The organism is Klebsiella sp. M5al, from assembly GCF_002090195.1.
In the GTDB taxonomy this organism is placed as follows: domain Bacteria; phylum Pseudomonadota; class Gammaproteobacteria; order Enterobacterales; family Enterobacteriaceae; genus Klebsiella; species Klebsiella grimontii.
On the sequence record NZ_CP020657.1, the window covers coordinates 3,565,788 to 3,584,463 of the forward strand.

At 51.4% G+C, this 18,676-nt stretch carries 15 protein-coding genes, 2 tRNA genes, 1 other RNA gene and 1 pseudogene; 7 read left to right on the top strand and 12 right to left on the bottom strand.

Going from position 1 to position 18,676, the window contains the following annotated elements:
• Positions 1 to 42 precede the first annotated feature (42 nt).
• From BWI76_RS17215 to BWI76_RS17245, 7 genes and pseudogenes are all read right to left on the bottom strand, one after another.
• A pseudogene (locus BWI76_RS17215) lies at positions 43 to 880 on the bottom strand (ion transporter).
• Between the two features lie 45 nt (positions 881 to 925).
• A complete protein-coding gene (oppF, locus tag BWI76_RS17220) occupies positions 926 to 1,930 on the bottom strand; it encodes a murein tripeptide/oligopeptide ABC transporter ATP-binding protein OppF (RefSeq protein WP_004121693.1) in 1,005 nt (334 codons plus the stop codon).
• Entirely contained in the window at positions 1,927 to 2,940 is a 1,014-nt protein-coding gene (locus BWI76_RS17225; RefSeq protein ID WP_024357876.1) for an ABC transporter ATP-binding protein, read from the bottom strand. The genes oppF and BWI76_RS17225 overlap by 4 nt, the downstream gene beginning before the upstream one ends.
• A gap of 11 nt (positions 2,941 to 2,951) precedes the next feature.
• Positions 2,952 to 3,860, bottom strand: coding sequence for an oligopeptide ABC transporter permease OppC (gene oppC / locus BWI76_RS17230; protein ID WP_049085441.1), 909 nt, complete (start codon positions 3,858 to 3,860; stop codon positions 2,952 to 2,954).
• A gap of 14 nt (positions 3,861 to 3,874) precedes the next feature.
• Complete coding sequence (oppB, locus tag BWI76_RS17235; protein WP_004121700.1) at positions 3,875 to 4,795, bottom strand: oligopeptide ABC transporter permease OppB; 921 nt, start codon at positions 4,793 to 4,795, stop codon at positions 3,875 to 3,877.
• Between the two features lie 88 nt (positions 4,796 to 4,883).
• Positions 4,884 to 6,515: an oligopeptide ABC transporter substrate-binding protein OppA gene (oppA, locus tag BWI76_RS17240; RefSeq protein ID WP_004134042.1), complete on the bottom strand. Its 1,632-nt coding sequence runs from the start codon at positions 6,513 to 6,515 to the stop codon at positions 4,884 to 4,886.
• 747 nt (positions 6,516 to 7,262) lie between these two features.
• Positions 7,263 to 7,910, bottom strand: coding sequence for a YchE family NAAT transporter (locus BWI76_RS17245; protein ID WP_004132196.1), 648 nt, complete (start codon positions 7,908 to 7,910; stop codon positions 7,263 to 7,265).
• A gap of 478 nt (positions 7,911 to 8,388) precedes the next feature.
• On the opposite strand from BWI76_RS17245, the gene adhE reads away from it, so the two are divergent.
• Positions 8,389 to 11,064 (top strand): bifunctional acetaldehyde-CoA/alcohol dehydrogenase, encoded by a 2,676-nt coding sequence (adhE, locus tag BWI76_RS17250; RefSeq protein WP_004132197.1) that lies wholly within the window; start codon positions 8,389 to 8,391, stop codon positions 11,062 to 11,064.
• Positions 11,065 to 11,240: 176 nt separating this feature from the next.
• Here adhE and tdk read toward each other — a convergent pair whose 3' ends face one another.
• Complete coding sequence (gene tdk / locus BWI76_RS17255) at positions 11,241 to 11,858, bottom strand: thymidine kinase (RefSeq protein ID WP_004132199.1); 618 nt, start codon at positions 11,856 to 11,858, stop codon at positions 11,241 to 11,243.
• A 556-nt stretch (positions 11,859 to 12,414) separates the two neighbouring features.
• Here tdk and hns point away from each other — a divergent pair.
• A complete protein-coding gene (gene hns / locus BWI76_RS17265; protein ID WP_004121719.1) occupies positions 12,415 to 12,822 on the top strand; it encodes a histone-like nucleoid-structuring protein H-NS in 408 nt (135 codons plus the stop codon).
• 134 nt (positions 12,823 to 12,956) lie between these two features.
• On the opposite strand, the gene galU is transcribed toward hns, so the two are convergent.
• The 3 genes from galU to rssA form a co-directional block, all read right to left on the bottom strand.
• A complete protein-coding gene (gene galU, locus BWI76_RS17270; protein WP_004121722.1) occupies positions 12,957 to 13,859 on the bottom strand; it encodes a UTP--glucose-1-phosphate uridylyltransferase GalU in 903 nt (300 codons plus the stop codon).
• A 197-nt stretch (positions 13,860 to 14,056) separates the two neighbouring features.
• Positions 14,057 to 15,070 (bottom strand): two-component system response regulator RssB, encoded by a 1,014-nt coding sequence (gene rssB, locus BWI76_RS17275; RefSeq protein WP_064371820.1) that lies wholly within the window; start codon positions 15,068 to 15,070, stop codon positions 14,057 to 14,059.
• Positions 15,071 to 15,159: 89 nt separating this feature from the next.
• A complete protein-coding gene (gene rssA, locus BWI76_RS17280; protein ID WP_024357874.1) occupies positions 15,160 to 16,059 on the bottom strand; it encodes a patatin-like phospholipase RssA in 900 nt (299 codons plus the stop codon).
• 112 nt (positions 16,060 to 16,171) lie between these two features.
• Between rssA and BWI76_RS17285 the strand changes: the two genes are divergently transcribed.
• The 5 genes from BWI76_RS17285 to BWI76_RS17305 all read left to right on the top strand — a co-directional run bounded on the left by BWI76_RS17285 (position 16,172) and on the right by BWI76_RS17305 (position 18,054).
• Positions 16,172 to 16,630, top strand: a complete 459-nt coding sequence (locus tag BWI76_RS17285; RefSeq protein ID WP_004132203.1) for a YchJ family protein — start codon at positions 16,172 to 16,174, stop codon at positions 16,628 to 16,630.
• A 42-nt stretch (positions 16,631 to 16,672) separates the two neighbouring features.
• Entirely contained in the window at positions 16,673 to 17,515 is an 843-nt protein-coding gene (purU, locus tag BWI76_RS17290) for a formyltetrahydrofolate deformylase (protein WP_024357873.1), read from the top strand.
• 159 nt (positions 17,516 to 17,674) lie between these two features.
• A tRNA-Tyr gene (locus BWI76_RS17295) sits at positions 17,675 to 17,759 on the top strand.
• Between the two features lie 35 nt (positions 17,760 to 17,794).
• A tRNA-Tyr gene (locus BWI76_RS17300) sits at positions 17,795 to 17,879 on the top strand.
• A gap of 44 nt (positions 17,880 to 17,923) precedes the next feature.
• Positions 17,924 to 18,054: non-coding RNA, RtT sRNA (locus BWI76_RS17305), on the top strand.
• Positions 18,055 to 18,161: 107 nt separating this feature from the next.
• Here BWI76_RS17305 and BWI76_RS17310 read toward each other — a convergent pair.
• Positions 18,162 to 18,605, bottom strand: coding sequence for an Lrp/AsnC family transcriptional regulator (locus BWI76_RS17310; protein ID WP_004133011.1), 444 nt, complete (start codon positions 18,603 to 18,605; stop codon positions 18,162 to 18,164).
• Positions 18,606 to 18,676 lie beyond the last annotated feature (71 nt).

An 18,676-nucleotide genomic window follows, 5' to 3' on the forward strand; every position in this document is an offset into this window, starting at 1 on the left:
CAGAATAAGCCTGCCGGGTTTAACCAGAGCAGGCTTTTTTATTTATTCGGGTAGTTTACTGCCGCAGGCGTTGCAGTAGCGGGCGTCTTTTTCATGATTTGCATGCTGACAATTCGAACATATGCGCTGAGTACGGCGATTCTGAAAGGTCGTGGTCATATGGGTGGTAATTAAGCCGGTGGGAATCGCAATAATTGAGTAGCCGATTAAGATAAGGATGGAGGCCAGAATTCGCCCGAGCGGCGTATGCGGCGTGATGTCGCCATATCCCACCGTGGTTATCGTCACAATCGCCCAGTAAACCGACGCATTCAGCGTAGTAAACCCATATCGCGGCCCCTCAACCAGATACATCAGGGCGCCAAAAAATCACCATCACGATGGCAATAAAAGAGTAGAACAGGATCAACTGGTGGCGAGCGCTGACGATGGCGGTCCAGAAAATATTCAGCGACGGCATAAAACGCAGCAGTTTAAGAATACGCAGCGCGCGAATCGCGCGCATGGCCCGCCAGGCGAACACGTACTCAATACTGATCTCAGGCCATAGCCACATTACGTAGAGCGGTAAGATAGTGGCAAGATCAATAATTCCCCAAAAGCTGAAAATATACTTTAGCGGATTCGGCCAACTGATAATGCGCAGAATATACTCGCAGGTAAAAACCGCGGTGACAATAAGCTCAAGCCAGACAAAGACATGCCATTCATCTACCGTCAGATGATATTGCGTTCCCAATCCGGACTCGATAAATATCACCAGCACGCTAAGCAGCGCAAAGAGGCCGCAGAATCCCTCAAAATGCCGGCCGGAGCGACGGTTTTGATCGAAGAGTAAATGATACAGCCGCAGACGAGCGGCATGAATATGAAAAGCCACGTTAACCTCGCTAAAAAAAGGGCTGACCTACGTCAGCCCCAGAGATTATAACGGGTCTACCTTCAGGCAGGAAACCGCGTGTCGGAAACTGCCCTCCAGCACCGGTCGCGTCTTAGCGCACTCCGGCCCGGCAATCGGGCACCGCGTGCGAAATACGCATCCCGACGGCGGGTTAATCGGCGATGGCAATTCCCCCTCCAGCAGTTGGATAGTTTTATTCTTCTCTTTATCGGGGTCCGGCACCGGCACCGCCGACATCAGCGCTTTGGTATAAGGATGCAGCGGATTATGGTACACCTCATCGTAGGTGCCCAGTTCCACGGCATGCCCGAGATACATCACCAGTACGCGGTCAGAAATGTGCTTCACCACCGCCAGATCGTGGGCGATAAAAATCAGCGATAGTCCCATTTCACGCTGCAGCTGCTGCAGCAGATTCACTACCTGCGCCTGAATCGACACATCCAGCGCCGAAACCGGCTCATCGCAAATAATGAGCTTCGGCTCAAGAATGAGCGCACGGGCAATACCGATGCGCTGACACTGGCCGCCGGAGAACTCATGCGGGTAGCGGTTAATCAGGTTCGGCAGCAGCCCCACTTTCATCATCATCGCCTTAACGCGATCGCGAACTTCCTGACGCGGCATTTTCGGATGATAGGTACGCAGCGGCTCGGCGATAATTTCCCCGATAGTCATGCGCGGGTTTAGCGACGCCAGCGGATCCTGAAAGATCATCTGAATATCGCTGCGCACGTCGCGCCATTCGTCGGCCTTCATTCCCAGCAAATCTTTACCTAGCCAGGCGACTTTACCGTCGGTGGCTTTGACCAGACCAATGATCGCGCGCGCGAAGGTCGATTTTCCGCATCCGGACTCGCCGACCACGCCCAGGGTTTCACCTTCATACAGACGCAGCGTTACGCCATCCACCGCTTTCAGCGTTTTCGACGGCTGCCAGAACCACTGTTTACCGTCTTTAATATCAAAGTGCACTTTCAGATCGGCGATTTCGAGCAGGACTTTTCTTTGTTCCGTTACGGCGTTCATAGCAAATCCCCCACCGGTTGAAAGCAGGCGCGCAGGCGGCCCGGTGCAAACTCCTCCAGAGGCGGAGCGCTATTGCAAATTTCCATCGCATGCGGACAGCGCGGCTGGAACGGACAGCCCTTCGGCAGCCGCAGCAGGTTCGGCGGATTGCCCGGAATCGTTAACAGAGCATCGCCTTCCGCATCCAGCCGCGGCACCGCATTGAGCAGACCGATAGAATAAGGGTGCGATGGTTGATAAAAGACGTCGCGCGCTTGACCATATTCCATCGTACGCCCGGCGTACATTACCAGCACCTTATCGCAGATCCCGGCGACGACGCCGAGATCGTGGGTAATCATAATGATCGCCGTATTGAACTCGCGCTTGAGCTCATTAAGCAGCGTCATGATTTGCGCCTGTACGGTCACGTCCAGCGCCGTTGTCGGCTCATCGGCAATCAGCAGCTTAGGCCGGCACAGCAACGCCATCGCAATCATCACGCGCTGGCGCATACCGCCGGAAAATTCGTGCGGATACATTTTCATCCGTTTACGCGCTTCGGGCATTTTGACCGCGTCCAGCATTTTCACCGACTCTTCAAAGGCTTCGGCTTTGCTCAACGCTTTATGCAGCATCAGGACTTCCATCAGCTGCTCCCCTACCCGCATATACGGATTCAGCGAGGTCATCGGGTCCTGAAAAATCATTGAGATCTGCTCGGCGCGCAGCTTATTCAGCTCACGCTCCGGAAGGTTGAGGATCTGCTTACCGTTAAAGGTCGCAGAACCGCCGATGCGACCGTTCGCCGCCAGCAGGCCCATCAGCGCAAATGCGGTCTGCGACTTACCGGAACCAGACTCGCCCACGATGCCTAAGGTTTCCCCTGCCCGCAGATTAAAATTGAGATCGTTGACCGCGGTCACATCACCATCGGGAGTACCAAAGGTGACGCGGAGATCTTTCACATCCAGAAGCAGTCCGGATTGTTGTGCTGCCTGCGGCGCTTTCGCCGTTTCCATCGTACTCATGTCGGCGCTCCTTAGCGGTCTTTCGGGTCGAGGGCATCACGCAGGCCATCGCCGATAAAGTTAAAACAAAACAGCGTTACCACCAGGAAACCGGCAGGAAACAGCAGTAGCCACGGCGAAACTTCCATCGAGTTGGCGCCATCGCTGAGCAGCGCGCCCCAGCTGCTTAACGGCTCCTGGGTACCCAGGCCGAGGAAGCTCAGGAAGGATTCGAACAAAATCATGCTCGGCACCAGCAGTGAGGCATACACCACGACCACGCCAAGCACGTTAGGCACGATATGGCGGATAACGATATTGCCCGTTGAAACACCGCCAACCTGCGCAGCTTCAATAAACTCTTTACGCTTCAGGCTCAGGGTCTGGCCGCGAACGATACGCGCCATATCCAGCCAGGAAACCATCCCGATGGCAACGAAAATCAGCAGGATATTCTGACCAAAAAAGGTCACCAGCAGGATGACAAAGAACATAAACGGGAAGGAGTTGAGGATTTCCAGCAGACGCATCATTACCGAATCCACTTTGCCGCCAAGATAGCCGGAAAGCGACCCGTAAAGCGTTCCCAGAATCACCGCCACCAGCGCAGCGGCTACGCCGACCATTAATGAGATACGCCCGCCAATCGCCACCCGCACCAGCAGGTCGCGGCCGGAAGAGTCGGTACCAAAGTAGTGCCCGGACTCCGTATCGGGCGCGCTGGACATCATGCCCCAATCGGTATCGTAATAGGAAAACTGCGATACCATCGGCGCGATGGTGACAAACAGCGCAATAATCACCAGCACAATCAGGCTGGCGACGGCAGCGCGGTTATGCATAAAGCGGCGGCGAGCGTCCTGCCAGAGGCTGCGTCCCTCGACTTCCAGCTTTTCACTGAAGTTTTCCAGCGCCTCGTTGTTTTTCTTACTTAACATCATGGCGAACCCCAGCGTTAGTAACGGATCTTCGGATCGATAACGGCGTACAGCACGTCAACAATCGCGTTAAACAGAATGGTCAATGCGCCCACCAGAATGGTCAGACTAAGGACCAGCGAGTAGTCGCGGTTCAGCGCGCCGTTGACGAACAGTTGACCGATTCCCGGCAGGCCATAAATGGTTTCGATAACCATTGAGCCGGTAATAATGCCGACAAAGGCGGGCCCCATATAGGAGAGCACCGGCAGCAGCGCGGGCTTTAATGCGTGGCGCAGAATAATGCGCCGCATCGGTAAGCCTTTTGCCCGGGCGGTGCGAATGAAGTTAGAGTGGAGAACTTCGATCATAGAGCCACGGGTAATACGCGCGATGCTGGCGATATAGGCCAACGACAGGGCGACCATCGGCAAAATCATATATTGCAGCGCCCCGCCGTTCCATCCGCCGCCCGGCAGCCAGTGCAGGGTGATAGCAAATATCATGACCAGTAACGGCGCGACCACGAAACTCGGTATCACCACCCCGGTCATTGCCACCCCCATCACGGCAAAATCCCATTTTGTATTTTGCTTCAAAGCCGCAATCACCCCGGCGCTCACGCCAAGCACAACCGCCAGAAAAAACGCGGCGAAGCCTAATTTGGCTGACACCGGGAAGCTGGAAGCGACCAGATCGTTAACCGAGTAATCTTTATATTTAAAGGAAGGACCGAAATCACCGTGCGCCAGCTGCTTCAGGTAATTGAAGTACTGGGTCATGATGGGGTCGTTTAAATGGTATTTTGCTTCAATATTCGCCATGACTTCCGGCGGCAGCGTACGTTCACCGGTAAAAGGGCTTCCCGGTGCAAGACGCATCATGAAGAAAGAGATAGTAATAAGAATAAATAGCGTCGGAATCGCTTCCAGACAGCGACGAAAGATGAATTTTAACATTGCCCGTACCTTCTGGCCTGTGCCTTTAATAGTGCGATGAAATAAGACACCGTGAGGCAAGCGTTAACGCCTGCCCCACGTATTGCCATTAGTGCTTCACAATGTACATATTTCTTGTATAGGTATTATCCAGCGGGTCTTTGCCGGTATAGCCACCTACCCACGGTTTAACCAAACGGGCGTTGACATAATAGAAGACCGGTACGATGACGGAGTCTTTATCCAGCTGCTGCTCAGATTGCGCATAGAGGTCCGCGCGTTTCCCTTCGTCGCTGGTTTTCAGCGTTTCAGCGATAATCTTGTCGAAAGCCGGGCTCTTATAATGTGATGTGTTGTTTGAGCTGTCGCTCAGCATCGTATTGAGGAAGGAGGTCGGTTCGTTATAGTCCGCACACCAGCCGGCGCGCGCAATATCAAAGGTGCCCTGATGGCGGTTATCAAGGAAGGTTTTCCATTCCTGGTTTTCCAGCTTCACGTTTACGCCGAGGTTTTTCTTCCAGATGGACGCCACCGCGATAGCCAGTTTTTTGTGCAAATCGGAAGTGTTATACAGCAGATTGAAGGTCAGCGGCTTATCAGCGCTATAGCCCGCTTCGGCCAGCAATTTTTTCGCTTCTTCGTTACGTTTTTCCTGCGACCACTTGAACCACTCGGGCTCAATAAGCTTCATGCCATCGGTATAAGGCGGCGTGTAGCTATAGGCTGGCAGGTCGCCCTGGTTCTTCACTTTATTGACAATAATGTCGCGATCCAGCGCCATCTTCAGAGCCGTACGCACGCGAACGTCGGTAAACGGGGCTTTCTGGTTATTGATTTCGTAATAATAAGTACACAGATACGGATCGACGTGAACTTCCTTCGGGATCTCTTTTTTCAGTTTCTGGAACAGCTCGATCGGCATGTTGTTATAGGTCATATCGATTTCACCGCTGCGGTAGCGGTTAACGTCGGTGACTTCTGAAGAAATCGGCAGGAAGGTGACCTGATTAATCACGGTTTTGGCGTTATCCCAGTAGTTGGTATTACGCTCCAGAACAATGCGTTCGTTAACAACCCAATCTTTTAATTTATACGCGCCATTGCTGACGATATTGGCCGGCTGGGTCCATTTGTCACCGAATTTCTCAATGGCGGATTTAGGTACCGGCGAAACGGATGGGTGAACGAGCAGTTTGTAGAAGTACGGCACCGGTTCGCTAAGGGTCACTTCAAAGGTATGATCGTCAAGCGCTTTTACGCCCAGATCGGTCGCTGGTTTTTTCCCGGCGATAATGTCGTCAATATTGGCTAAATGACCATACTGCAGATAGCTTGCATAAGGAGAAGCGGTTTTCGGATCCGCCAGGCGCTGCCAGCTATAAACGAAATCTTGTGCCGTAACCGGCGTGCCGTCGGACCACTTTGCATCTTTACGTAGATGGAAGGTCCAGACTTTAAAATCTTTGTTGTCCCATTTTTCCGCAACGCCCGCGACCGGATGACCGTCGAGGTCGCTTACCAGCAGCCCTTCAAACAAATCGCGGTTAATATTGGACTCCGGCACGCCTTCAATTTTATGCGGATCGAGGGACTGAACTTCGGAGCCGTTGTTACGTACCAGCGTTTGTTTGTCCGCCAGCTGTACCCCTGCCGGTACATCTGCCGCAACGGCGGCGTTGATGGTCATTAACGCAGAGAGTACTCCTGCGGCTACCAGGCTTTTTTTCGTGATGATGGTCATGTGTTTGTTACTCCAATCATTATAATTACTGGTTATTTAACCAGCCTGTTTTCTCTTTTCTGGATTCTGAACAGTGCAGGAGTTTATGCTGCTGTCAGAGAGTACTGCTTGCTATCACCGACTTATTTATTACGGCCGCTCAAACGGCAGCCTTGACGTCGATTCTTACCCCCCTGTCCGGAGGCAATTTTAGTCCCGAGGGGCTATATAATAAAAATTCTCATTTGCGTAGGTATTCCGCCAAAGATCACGCCGGAAAGTACCAAAACGCTTTATTGTCCGCCAATGCAATTTGCAAATATGTTACCGAATTCTCTTTTGTGGCCCGCAGACGGCGGAGTTTTATTCCCTTATTCGCACGGCCAAGTTTATTAATCTTATTACTATCAAAGGATTGTGATAAATCCCTCACGCTATGCGTCATCCCGCGCCGAACAGCTGCTTTTTTGTACGAAAATTTAACAATCGCTTATTATTTAGCACATTCATCTGCTTCATAGGGGAAATTACTAATATCATTTCGATTATCAGACGGCAAGCACCAGAGAATGATGTGAAGAAAATAACAGTAATTAATGTGGGTAAAAAGCCGCGATGGTGACGAGGGGAATGGGTAAACTATTGATAATAAACAGTAATGACAAAGCATTAGAAAAGCGTATTGCAGGGCGGAAAATCACTTTTTTTAATATGTTTTGCCGATAATGAGCAAACGCGGAACAGATTGTCCCGCGAGTCGGACGCTGGTTAATTCACGAGGCCAGGAAAGAGCGCCTTAATCCCGGTAACGATGAACTCGATCCCAAGCGCCATCAGCAACAGCCCCATGATACGGGTAATCACGTTAATGCCGGTTTGGCCAAGCAGGCGAACCAGCCAGGGGGCCATACGGAAAATCCCCCAGCAGCACAGCGCAAAAAGAGCAATCGCCACTGAAAATCCGACAAAATGGGCGACGCTATGGTAGCGGGTTCCCCAGACAATGGTTGAGCTGATGGCGCCGGGTCCCGCCATCAGAGGCAGCGCCAGCGGAACAACGCCGATACTTTCGCGAATGGCCGTTTCTGATTTTTCTTGTTTGTTCTGTTTATCCTCCCCAAGCTTGCCGCTGATCATCGACATGGCGATGGTGACGACCAGAATTCCGCCAGCAATACGGAATGAATCGATGGAAATCCCGAAGACCTGCAGAATCGCGTCACCTAAAAATAGCGACGTGAGCAGGATAATGGCCACCGACAGGTTGGCTGTCAGGTTGGTTTTGTTACGCACCGCAGCCGTCTGGTAGCTGGTCATGCTAATAAAGACCGGGATAATGCCTACCGGGTTGACCAGCGCAAATAATCCAATAAAAAATTTAAAGTAAGCTGAAAAATCAAACATCGACTGAATCACAGGGCGCTCCGCAGCATCATTAAAAATGGCTGTTGATAGTTACCAGCATAAAATATCCGCGAGAAGATACGCTGTTTGATGGCATAATTCATCTCTGCTGACGCATAAGCTCATAATTACGCTCGGATGTTACTTATTTGTTTCCGCAATGCTATTTAATCCTTTAATTAGCATACCTAATCATTACACTTGATCAAACAGGTCAAAAAACGACCTGCTGAAAGGTATCAGCTTGGCTGATTATTGATTTAGATCACATAAATTGTACCCAGAAGTGAGTAACCTTGTTTACATCCAGCGAGGAGGCAAAACAGCGGTACCTGAAAGAATAAAGCAAAGCTTTTTTAGTCAATCGGTGAAGTCAGAAGCACAAAATTCTTTACGTTAACATTTACATGCAAGCCGTTAACACAATGTCTATACTGTCGAATCGAGCTACTGATTGACTAAAAAAGTTTAACATTATCAGGAGAGCATTATGGCTGTTACTAATGTCGCTGAACTTAACGCACTCGTAGAGCGCGTAAAAAAAGCCCAGCGTGAATATGCCAGTTTCACTCAAGAACAAGTCGACAAAATCTTCCGCGCCGCCGCTCTGGCCGCTGCTGATGCTCGAATCCCTCTCGCGAAGATGGCCGTTGCCGAATCCGGCATGGGTATCGTCGAAGATAAAGTGATCAAAAACCACTTTGCTTCTGAATACATCTATAACGCCTATAAAGATGAAAAGACCTGCGGTGTCCTGTCTGAAGATGACACCTTCGGTACGATCACCATCGCTGAACCGATTGGTATTATCTGCGGTATCGTCCCAACCACTAACCCGACTTCAACTGCGATCTTTAAATCTCTGATCAGCCTGAAGACGCGTAACGCCATCATCTTCTCTCCGCATCCGCGTGCTAAAGATGCAACCAATAAAGCTGCTGACATCGTCCTGCAGGCTGCGATCGCTGCCGGTGCGCCGAAAGATCTGATTGGTTGGATTGACCAGCCTTCCGTAGAACTGTCGAACGCGCTGATGCACCACCCGGATATCAACCTGATCCTCGCGACCGGCGGTCCAGGCATGGTTAAAGCGGCGTACAGCTCCGGTAAACCTGCCATCGGCGTTGGCGCGGGTAACACCCCGGTTGTCATCGACGAAACGGCTGATATCAAGCGTGCTGTCGCTTCCGTACTGATGTCAAAAACCTTCGATAACGGCGTTATTTGTGCTTCTGAGCAGTCCGTTGTGGTTGTTGATTCCGTATACGATGCCGTTCGCGAACGTTTCTCCAGCCACGGCGGCTATCTGCTGCAGGGCCAGGAACTGAAGGCTGTGCAGAACATCATCCTGAAAAACGGCGCGCTGAACGCCGCGATCGTTGGTCAACCAGCGTATAAAATCGCTGAGCTGGCTGGCTTCACCGTCCCTGTTTCCACCAAAATTCTGATTGGTGAAGTTACCGACGTTGATGAAAGCGAACCGTTTGCCCACGAAAAACTGTCTCCGACGCTGGCGATGTATCGTGCGAAGAATTTCGAAGACGCAGTTGATAAAGCTGAAAAACTGGTAGCAATGGGCGGCATCGGCCACACCTCCTGCCTGTATACCGACCAGGACAACCAGCCAGAACGCGTTGCTTACTTCGGCCAGTTGATGAAAACCGCGCGTATCCTGATCAACACCCCGGCTTCTCAGGGTGGTATCGGTGACCTGTATAACTTCAAACTCGCACCTTCCCTGACTCTGGGTTGTGGTTCATGGGGTGGTAACTCCATCTCGGAAAACGTTGGTCCTAAGCACCTGATCAACAAGAAAACCGTTGCTAAGCGAGCTGAAAACATGTTGTGGCACAAACTTCCGAAATCTATCTACTTCCGTCGTGGCTCACTGCCAATCGCGCTGGATGAAGTGATTACTGATGGTCACAAACGCGCGCTGATCGTGACCGACCGCTTCCTGTTCAACAACGGCTATGCAGACCAGATCACTTCTGTGCTGAAAGCCGCTGGCGTAGAAACGGAAGTTTTCTTTGAAGTTGAAGCTGACCCGACCCTGACCATCGTACGTAAAGGCGCTGAGCTGGCCAACTCCTTCAAACCAGACGTGATTATCGCGCTGGGCGGCGGCTCCCCGATGGATGCTGCGAAAATTATGTGGGTCATGTACGAACATCCGGAAACCCACTTCGAAGAACTGGCGCTGCGCTTTATGGATATCCGTAAACGTATCTACAAGTTCCCGAAAATGGGCGTCAAAGCGAAGATGGTGGCGATCACCACGACTTCCGGCACCGGTTCTGAAGTTACGCCGTTCGCCGTGGTTACCGATGACGCAACCGGTCAGAAATATCCGCTGGCAGACTATGCGCTGACTCCGGACATGGCGATTGTTGACGCCAACCTGGTTATGGAAATGCCGAAGTCACTGTGTGCTTTCGGTGGTCTGGATGCCGTGACGCATGCCCTGGAAGCTTACGTTTCCGTACTGGCTTCCGAGTTCTCTGACGGTCAGGCTCTGCAGGCGCTTAAGCTGCTGAAAGAAAACCTGCCGGCGTCCTACCATGAAGGGTCTAAAAACCCGGTAGCGCGTGAGCGTGTACACAGTGCTGCGACCATCGCCGGTATCGCGTTTGCGAACGCCTTCCTGGGCGTATGTCACTCAATGGCGCACAAACTGGGCTCTCAGTTCCACATTCCTCACGGTCTGGCGAACGCCCTGTTGATCAGCAACGTGATTCGTTATAACGCTAACGACAACCCGACCAAACAGACGGCCTTCAGCCAGTACGACCGTCCGCAGGCTCGTCGTCGCTACGCTGAAATCGCTGACCATCTGGGTCTGACTGCTCCGGGTGACCGCACCGCAGCGAAAATCGAAAAACTGCTTGGCTGGTTGGACGAAATTAAAGCTGAACTGGGTATTCCTAAGTCTATCCGCGAAGCTGGCGTGCAGGAAGCTGACTTCCTGGCCCACGTTGATAAGCTGTCTGAAGACGCTTTTGACGACCAGTGCACCGGCGCAAACCCGCGCTACCCGCTGATCGCCGAGCTGAAACAGATTCTGCTGGATACCTTCTACGGACGTAACTACGTTGAAGGCGGTGTGGAAGAGAAAAAAGAAGCCGCACCGGCTAAAGCAGAGAAGAAAGCGAAAAAATCCGCTTAATCCAACAGCTGTAAAGTCAGTGACGCGAAGCCCCATCTTTTGATGGGGCTTTTTTTATCCGCCGTTCAGCAGCCGACAAATCGCCTCAGACAGACGAAACGTATAATCCAGGCGCTAAGCTTAGCGATGGAAAAAAAGGCGCTGTAAAAGCGCCTGAGAGGGTTTGGCGGGGAGGGTTAGCAAATGTGCTGTTTGTTCTGTACAGCGGTCAGAGAACCTTCGCTCAGCGCCTCTTTATAATGCTTACGGCATACCGAGACATAACGTTCATTACCGCCAATCACGACCTGTTCCCCTTCATTGTACGGGCGCCCTTCCTGATCGAGGCGCAAAACCATACTCGCCTTACGACCGCAGAAACAGATAGTTTTTAATTCAACCAGCTTATCGGACCACGCCAGCAAATATTGGCTGCCCGTAAAAAGTTCGCCGCGAAAATCTGTTCGCAACCCATAACACAACACCGGAATATCAAGCTGGTCCACCACCTCAGACAGGTCGCGTACCTGCTCACGGGTCAGGAACTGGCTCTCATCAACTAATACGCAGTGAATCGGCTGACGCTTATGTTCTGCCGCAATGTCTGCAAATAACGCCGTCTGAGTATTATACAACCGCGCGGGCGATGAGAGGCCAATCCTTGAACTCACTTTCCCCGAACCAAAGCGGTCATCAATCTCCGCGGTATAAACCAGCGTGCGCATCCCTCGCTCCTGGTAATTGTATGAAGACTGCAACAGAGCGGTAGACTTGCCTGCATTCATTGCTGAATAGTAGAAATAAAGTTGTGCCATCGGCCGCGTAACCCCAATCAATGTGTTTTTTCGCCGTAAAATTGTATCATATATTCACCTACTATCAGCCCTCTCCGTGTGGGTATTGACGGTAATGTTCACGGTGTGGATACCCGAAAGATTAAGCCTCTTAATTGAATGGTAATGCCTGCTATTGGTGCGACCCAAGCGGCCACGCTGACGTCACTATTGCCCTTTTGTGCTTATCGAGCATTTTCTGATAGCTATAACCGCTGTGGACAAGTGTTTTATATTAAACATCATCGCCGCTGCTGCGCTAATACCCACAAAGATATTTATCCATACACAGTATAATTTTCCCCACCGCGCGTCGGAAAAAGCATACTATCTCAGGGTTTTAGCTAATGCCTTCCGCCATCCTATAAGCAAAAAAGATGTGAACCCGCACATAAAATTTAAGTTAAATGAATTAATTCCCGAGACAAATAACAAGTTATTTTGACTTCCTTACATTCTCCCCTATTGCACATCTGAATTTATCGCTCTATTATTAGTCCAACAAACCACCCCACAATATAAGTTTGAGATTACTACAATGAGCGAAGCACTTAAAATTTTGAACAACATCCGTACTCTTCGTGCGCAGGCAAGAGAATGCACCCTTGAAACGCTCGAAGAAATGCTGGAAAAATTAGAAGTTGTCGTTAACGAACGTCGTGAAGAAGAAAGCGCTGCGGCTGCGGAAATTGAAGAACGCACTCGTAAACTGCAGCAATACCGTGAAATGCTGATTGCAGACGGTATTGATCCTAATGAACTGCTGAGCACCATGGCTGCAGTTAAAGCAGGAACGAAAACCAAGCGCGCTGCACGTCCGGCTAAATACAGCTACGTTGACGAGAATGGCGAAACTAAAACCTGGACTGGTCAGGGTCGTACTCCGGCAGTGATCAAGAAAGCGATGGATGAGCAAGGTAAATCCCTGGACGATTTCCTGCTGTAATAAGCTATCGTATCCGTTTAAAAATCCCGCTTCGGCGGGATTTTTTTTATCCGTTATTCGGGACCGGTCCCGGTCGGGCATAAAAAAACCGGGAAACGAATTTCGCTCCCGGTTTCGCATTCTGTCACGAACGATTACTTCGCTACGGCTTTTTCCAGCCAGGCTTTAAATTCTTCGCCCAGCGACTTGTGGCGTACGCCATATTCAACAAAAGCCTGCATATAGCCCAGTTTATTACCGCAGTCGTGGCTCTTGCCTTTCATATGATAGGCTTCTACCGTTTCTTTTTCGATCAGCATATCGATGGCATCGGTCAGCTGAATCTCATCCCCGGCTCCCGGAGGCGTTTTTGCCAGAAGCGGCCAAATATCCGCGCTCAGCACGTAGCGGCCGACAACCGCCAGATTAGATGGCGCCACGTCCGCTTTCGGTTTCTCGACGACACCAACCATCGGCACGCTCTCACCCGGCTGCAGGGCCAGGCCTTTGCAATCGACAACGCCGTACGCGGTGACGTCAGCAACCGGTTCAACCATGATCTGGCTTGCGCCGGTCTCATCAAAACGAGCCATCATTTCGGCCAGGTTGTCGCGAGACAGATCGGATTCATATTCATCAAGAATAACGTCCGGTAAAATGACCGCGACCGGCTCATCACCCACAACCGGGTGCGCGCAAAGCACAGCGTGACCCAAACCTTTAGCCAGCCCCTGACGCACTTGCATAATAGTTACGTGCGGCGGACAAATAGATTGTACTTCCTCCAGCAGCTGGCGTTTTACGCGTTTTTCCAGCATCGCTTCCAGTTCAAAACTGGTATCGAAATGGTTTTCGATAGAGTTTTTCGAAGAGTGCGTAACCAGAACAATTTCAGTAATCCCGGCGGCAATACATTCGTTAACAACATATTGAATTAATGGCTTATCTACCAGCGGCAGCATTTCTTTCGGAATAGCCTTAGTAGCGGGCAACATCCTGGTGCCTAATCCCGCAACCGGGATGACAGCTTTTCTTACTTTTGAATTAAGCGCAGCCATTGAAATCTCCTGGACTGTTCGTTTTTTAAACTTCTCGTTAATAATATGGTATCGAGTATATCAGCCTGATCAGACAAACCTGTTCCGAAAAGGATTAGATATCTTCGAATTAGGAATTTTACGCATTAAACCCGGCGATAGTACCACCACAAAAGATCGCGTGGTAATCCCGCGAGCCTAAAAATAAGTACAATTGTTCACTCCGTAGTCAACATCAGGCGTAAACGCCCGCCAGCCCCCCAAATTTGGCACTGCCATGATGCACAGCGTTGACTAATTTGGTTAAGATATGCATTACCTAATGTCCCCAACGGAACGCCATTACTAATCTGAATTTGGTGCTCCCCCGTATTCAGCGTGCCATTCAAACCCGCAGAGACTAAAATTAAATTTTTCAAGCCACTGTGGTAATACCCTACCAATAATGGAAATTGCCCCGGTAAATTAGCCTGCCGCAGCAATTGGTTAACCTGTTTTAACAGGCTGCCCATCTCTGGTAAACGCTGACCCTGATGGGCAAGCTGTTCCTGCAGCAACCCATTGAACAGCGCGCGCAGCAATAAGGCTGCCAGGACCCCATTATCACCTGCTCGTGTGACATCCAGACAATAAAACGCCAGATCGTTTTCTGATAGCGGCGCAATATCCAGCACTAATCCAGGCTTATCGGCGGAGACAAGCTGCCGATAGTGAATCCGGCAACGTGACATTTCCTGTTGCACCGGCGGCTGGAGCTCCTGTAGCAGCCTTGACGCCGCGGTAGGATCGCTAACCAGCGCATCCCAGTCCTCAAACAGGCGCTCTTCTTCTTCAACACGTGAATTAAACATATTGGGATAGAGGCAGGCATAAACGGTTTCTCTCAGGCGATCGAAATCTTTTACCGGTTTGAGCAGAATATCCTGAACGCCCAGGCACAACGCTTTGGCGATGTCCGCCATGTTTTCCGTCGCTGAAATCATCAGAATCGGCAACTGCTCGCCCTGGTTACGCACATGCTCTACCAGCTGCAGACCGTTCATTCGCGGCATTGAAATATCGCAAATCATCAAATCGGGTTTGGACTCGGCCATTTTTTGCAGCGCATCCACACCATCTTCCGCCTGGACGATGGTCGCGCCAAGTGAAGCCAACCAAGTGTGCATAAGAGAGCGGAAAACGGGTTCGTCTTCAACTATCAGAATCTGTTTTCCCGCCAATGGCTGCGTCATGATCTCTCCCCTGACTGACGATAATTTAATAGTGGCATGATATTCACACTACCGCCTGTCAGAATTTACTTAAGTATGCATCAAATGCGCTACACGGAGGTACGCACTAAAGGTAATAGTTCATCCATTTTCTTTTCCACTGCCAGATGCCCGGCGGCGATAGCTTCGCCAGCCCGATGGAAATCAAGCGTGGAGATTTGCGGGCAAAAGGGCTGAATCAGAATATCAGGCGGGTCGCCCGCCATGCGGTTTCTCTTGAGGCGATTCTCCAGAACCTGAATAGACGTCGACATGATTTCCATCGCCGTTGGCGCTCTCGTCACCCGTCGCGAAGTCATACGCGCCAGGCGAGAACGCAACCGTGAATGCCACGAGAAATCTTCTTCGCTCTCCGGATGCGGCACCTCCATGGATAACAAATCCTGCTGCATCAGATGCGCATCGTGCTGCAAATCAACGGCAATGACAATATCTGCGCCCATTGCCCGAGCCAGCGATACCGGCACCGGATTCACCACCGCGCCATCCACCAGCCAGTAGCCATTATGCATCACCGGCGCCATCAGGCCAGGCATGCTACAGGACGCACGGATCGCCAGATGCAGATCCCCTTCCGTAAACCACAGTTCGCGACCGGTGCTTAAATTCGTGGTGACCGCCGCAAACCGGCGCTCGCAGCGCTCAATCTCGCTGACGGGCATGAGTTTACGGTATTGGCTAAATACGCGCTCGCCCCGCAGCAGGCCGCCCCGCTGCCAGGAAAGATCCATTAATTTCAGGACATCCCAGTTGCTAAAGGAGCAGACCCATTTCTCCAGCGCCGGAAGTCGGTTGCAGGCGTACGCCGCCCCTACCAGTGAGCCAATTGAGCACCCTGCGATAACATCAATGTCGATACCCGTCCGCCGTAACGCATTAATCACGCCGATATGCGACCATCCCCGAGCGGCGCCAGCCCCTAGCGCCAGTCCAATTTTAAGCTTTCTCATTAGTGCCGAAACATATCCTTCCACTCCGGGCATGGCATCATCGCCATACCTCAGTTAACATAATGCGCTTTGGCGGCATAGCGCCGTCTCTCTTTTACCCATGGAGGCCGTTTTGTCGCCATTATGCCCCTGTGGCAGCGCTCTGGAGTATAGCTCATGTTGTCAGCGTTATCTGGCTGGCGCGCAGCTGGCGCCCGATCCGTCACAGCTGATGCGCTCCCGCTATAGCGCGTTTGTAATGAAAGACGCCGACTATCTGATTAAAACCTGGCATCCCTCCTGCCAGGCGCAGCAGTTTCGCGCTGACCTTGAAAACGGTTTTACCCGCACGCAGTGGCATGGTCTCACCGTCTTTGCCGCCGATAAAGGCAAGAGCCCCGATGAGGGCTTCGTCAGCTTTATCGCTCGTTACGCTGACGATAACCGCTCCGGGGCCATTATTGAACGATCCCGATTCTTAAAAGAAAACGGACAGTGGTATTATATTGACGGCACGCGACCGCTAATCGGTCGTAACGATCCCTGCCCTTGCGGTTCAGGTAAAAAATTTAAAAAATGCTGCGGCCAGTAAGCCAGCAGCAGGAATAGCAAACACTACAGGATTTTCCCCGCGATGCATTCACTACAACGTAAAGTACTACGCACCATTTGCCCTGATCAGAAAGGCCTCATCGCGCGTATCACGAATATCTGCTACAAGCACGAACTTAACATCGTGCAGAACAATGAGTTCGTTGACCACCGGACCGGCCGCTTCTTTATGCGTACCGAGCTCGAGGGTATTTTCAATGATTCCATTCTCCTGGCTGACCTCGACAGCGCGCTGCCGGAAGGTTCAATTCGTGAGCTCAACCCGGCAGGACGCCGTCGGGTCGTCATTCTGGTCACCAAAGAAGCGCACTGCCTCGGCGATCTGCTGATGAAAGCCAACTATGGCGGGCTGGACGTAGAAATCGCCGCCGTCATCGGCAATCACGAAACTCTGCGCTCGCTGGTAGAACGCTTTGATATTCCCTTCCAGCTGGTGAGCCATGAGGGGTTAACCCGCGAAGAGCATGATAAAAAGATGGGCGACGCTATCGCCGCGCTTGAACCAGATTACGTCGTGCTGGCGAAATACATGCGGGTATTGACCCCCGAGTTTGTCTCTCGCTTCCCGAATAAAATTATTAATATCCACCACTCATTCTTGCCTGCTTTTATCGGCGCGCGTCCGTATCACCAGGCTTATGACCGCGGGGTGAAGATCATCGGCGCCACCGCACACTACGTGAACGATAATCTGGATGAAGGTCCAATCATTATGCAGGATGTCATTCACGTCGATCATACCTACACTGCGGAAGATATGATGCGCGCTGGACGCGACGTCGAGAAAAACGTTCTGAGCCGCGCGCTGTATCAGGTTCTTGCTCAGCGGGTATTTGTTTACGGTAACCGGACGATTATTCTTTAATCGATAATGAAATTAGCTGGTTAGCTTTGCGTCTTTACGCATAAAAATCAGGCAACCAGTTTATTTTTATCAAAGGAATACTTTACAGTGGCGCGTCATTTGATATGATGCGCCCCGCTTACCGATAAGGAAGCAGGCCAGTATTAAGCATTACCCCGTGGTGGGGTTCCCGAGCGGCCAAAGGGAGCAGACTGTAAATCTGCCGTCATCGACTTCGAAGGTTCGAATCCTTCCCCCACCACCATCTCTCAGCTTGACCTCAAAATTTAAATTACCCCTGGTGGGGTTCCCGAGCGGCCAAAGGGAGCAGACTGTAAATCTGCCGTCATCGACTTCGAAGGTTCGAATCCTTCCCCCACCACCATCACTTGTATATCGTTTTAAATTCACACTTCGCTCAGCGCCCCGTATTCATCCCATGTGGGAAGGATGAGAAGCTTCGACTAAGGTTCGATTCGAGCGAAGCGAGAAAGCGTTGCCGCAGGCAACGACCCGAAGGGCGAGGCGCAGCGCGACGAGTAATCCTTCCCCCACCACCATCATTTCTTCTGTAGCTTAATTATCCCTGAAAAATACATTGCCACCCGTTATGTCGTTGCCTTGTCGTAGGCCGGGTAAGACTCTGCCGCCACCCGGCGACGCACGGCTACATCGGCGGCAGCCGGCGCTTGACCGGCGAACTCTTCACGATAGAGGTATTGCACTGGGCATGCTCCGCCAGGCCATCGAGCAGCGTATCCAACTGCTCTATCGACCGCACCACCAGCCTGATGACAAAGCAATCCTCGCCGGTCACTTTGTCGCTTTCAATGCACTCCGGCATCGCCTGAATGTACTTATCCACTTTATGTAACAACCCAGGCAATGGGCGAACCCGCACCAGCGCCTGCAGCGTATAGCCTAACGCCGCAAGATTCACCCGCGCGCCGTAACCCTGAATCACCCCGCGCTCCTCAAGCCTTTTCAGACGCTCCGCCGTGCTGGGCGAGGTCAGGCCAATATGACCGCTCAGCACCTTCAGCGAGACGCGCGCATCCTCCACCAGACAGGCTAAAATTTGTCGGTCGATATCATCAATAAGGTTATCCATCATTTTCACCTAATTTTAAAAAGCCATTTACGTTTTCAACCTTATATCACCCCTGTAAAAGCCGACAGCAA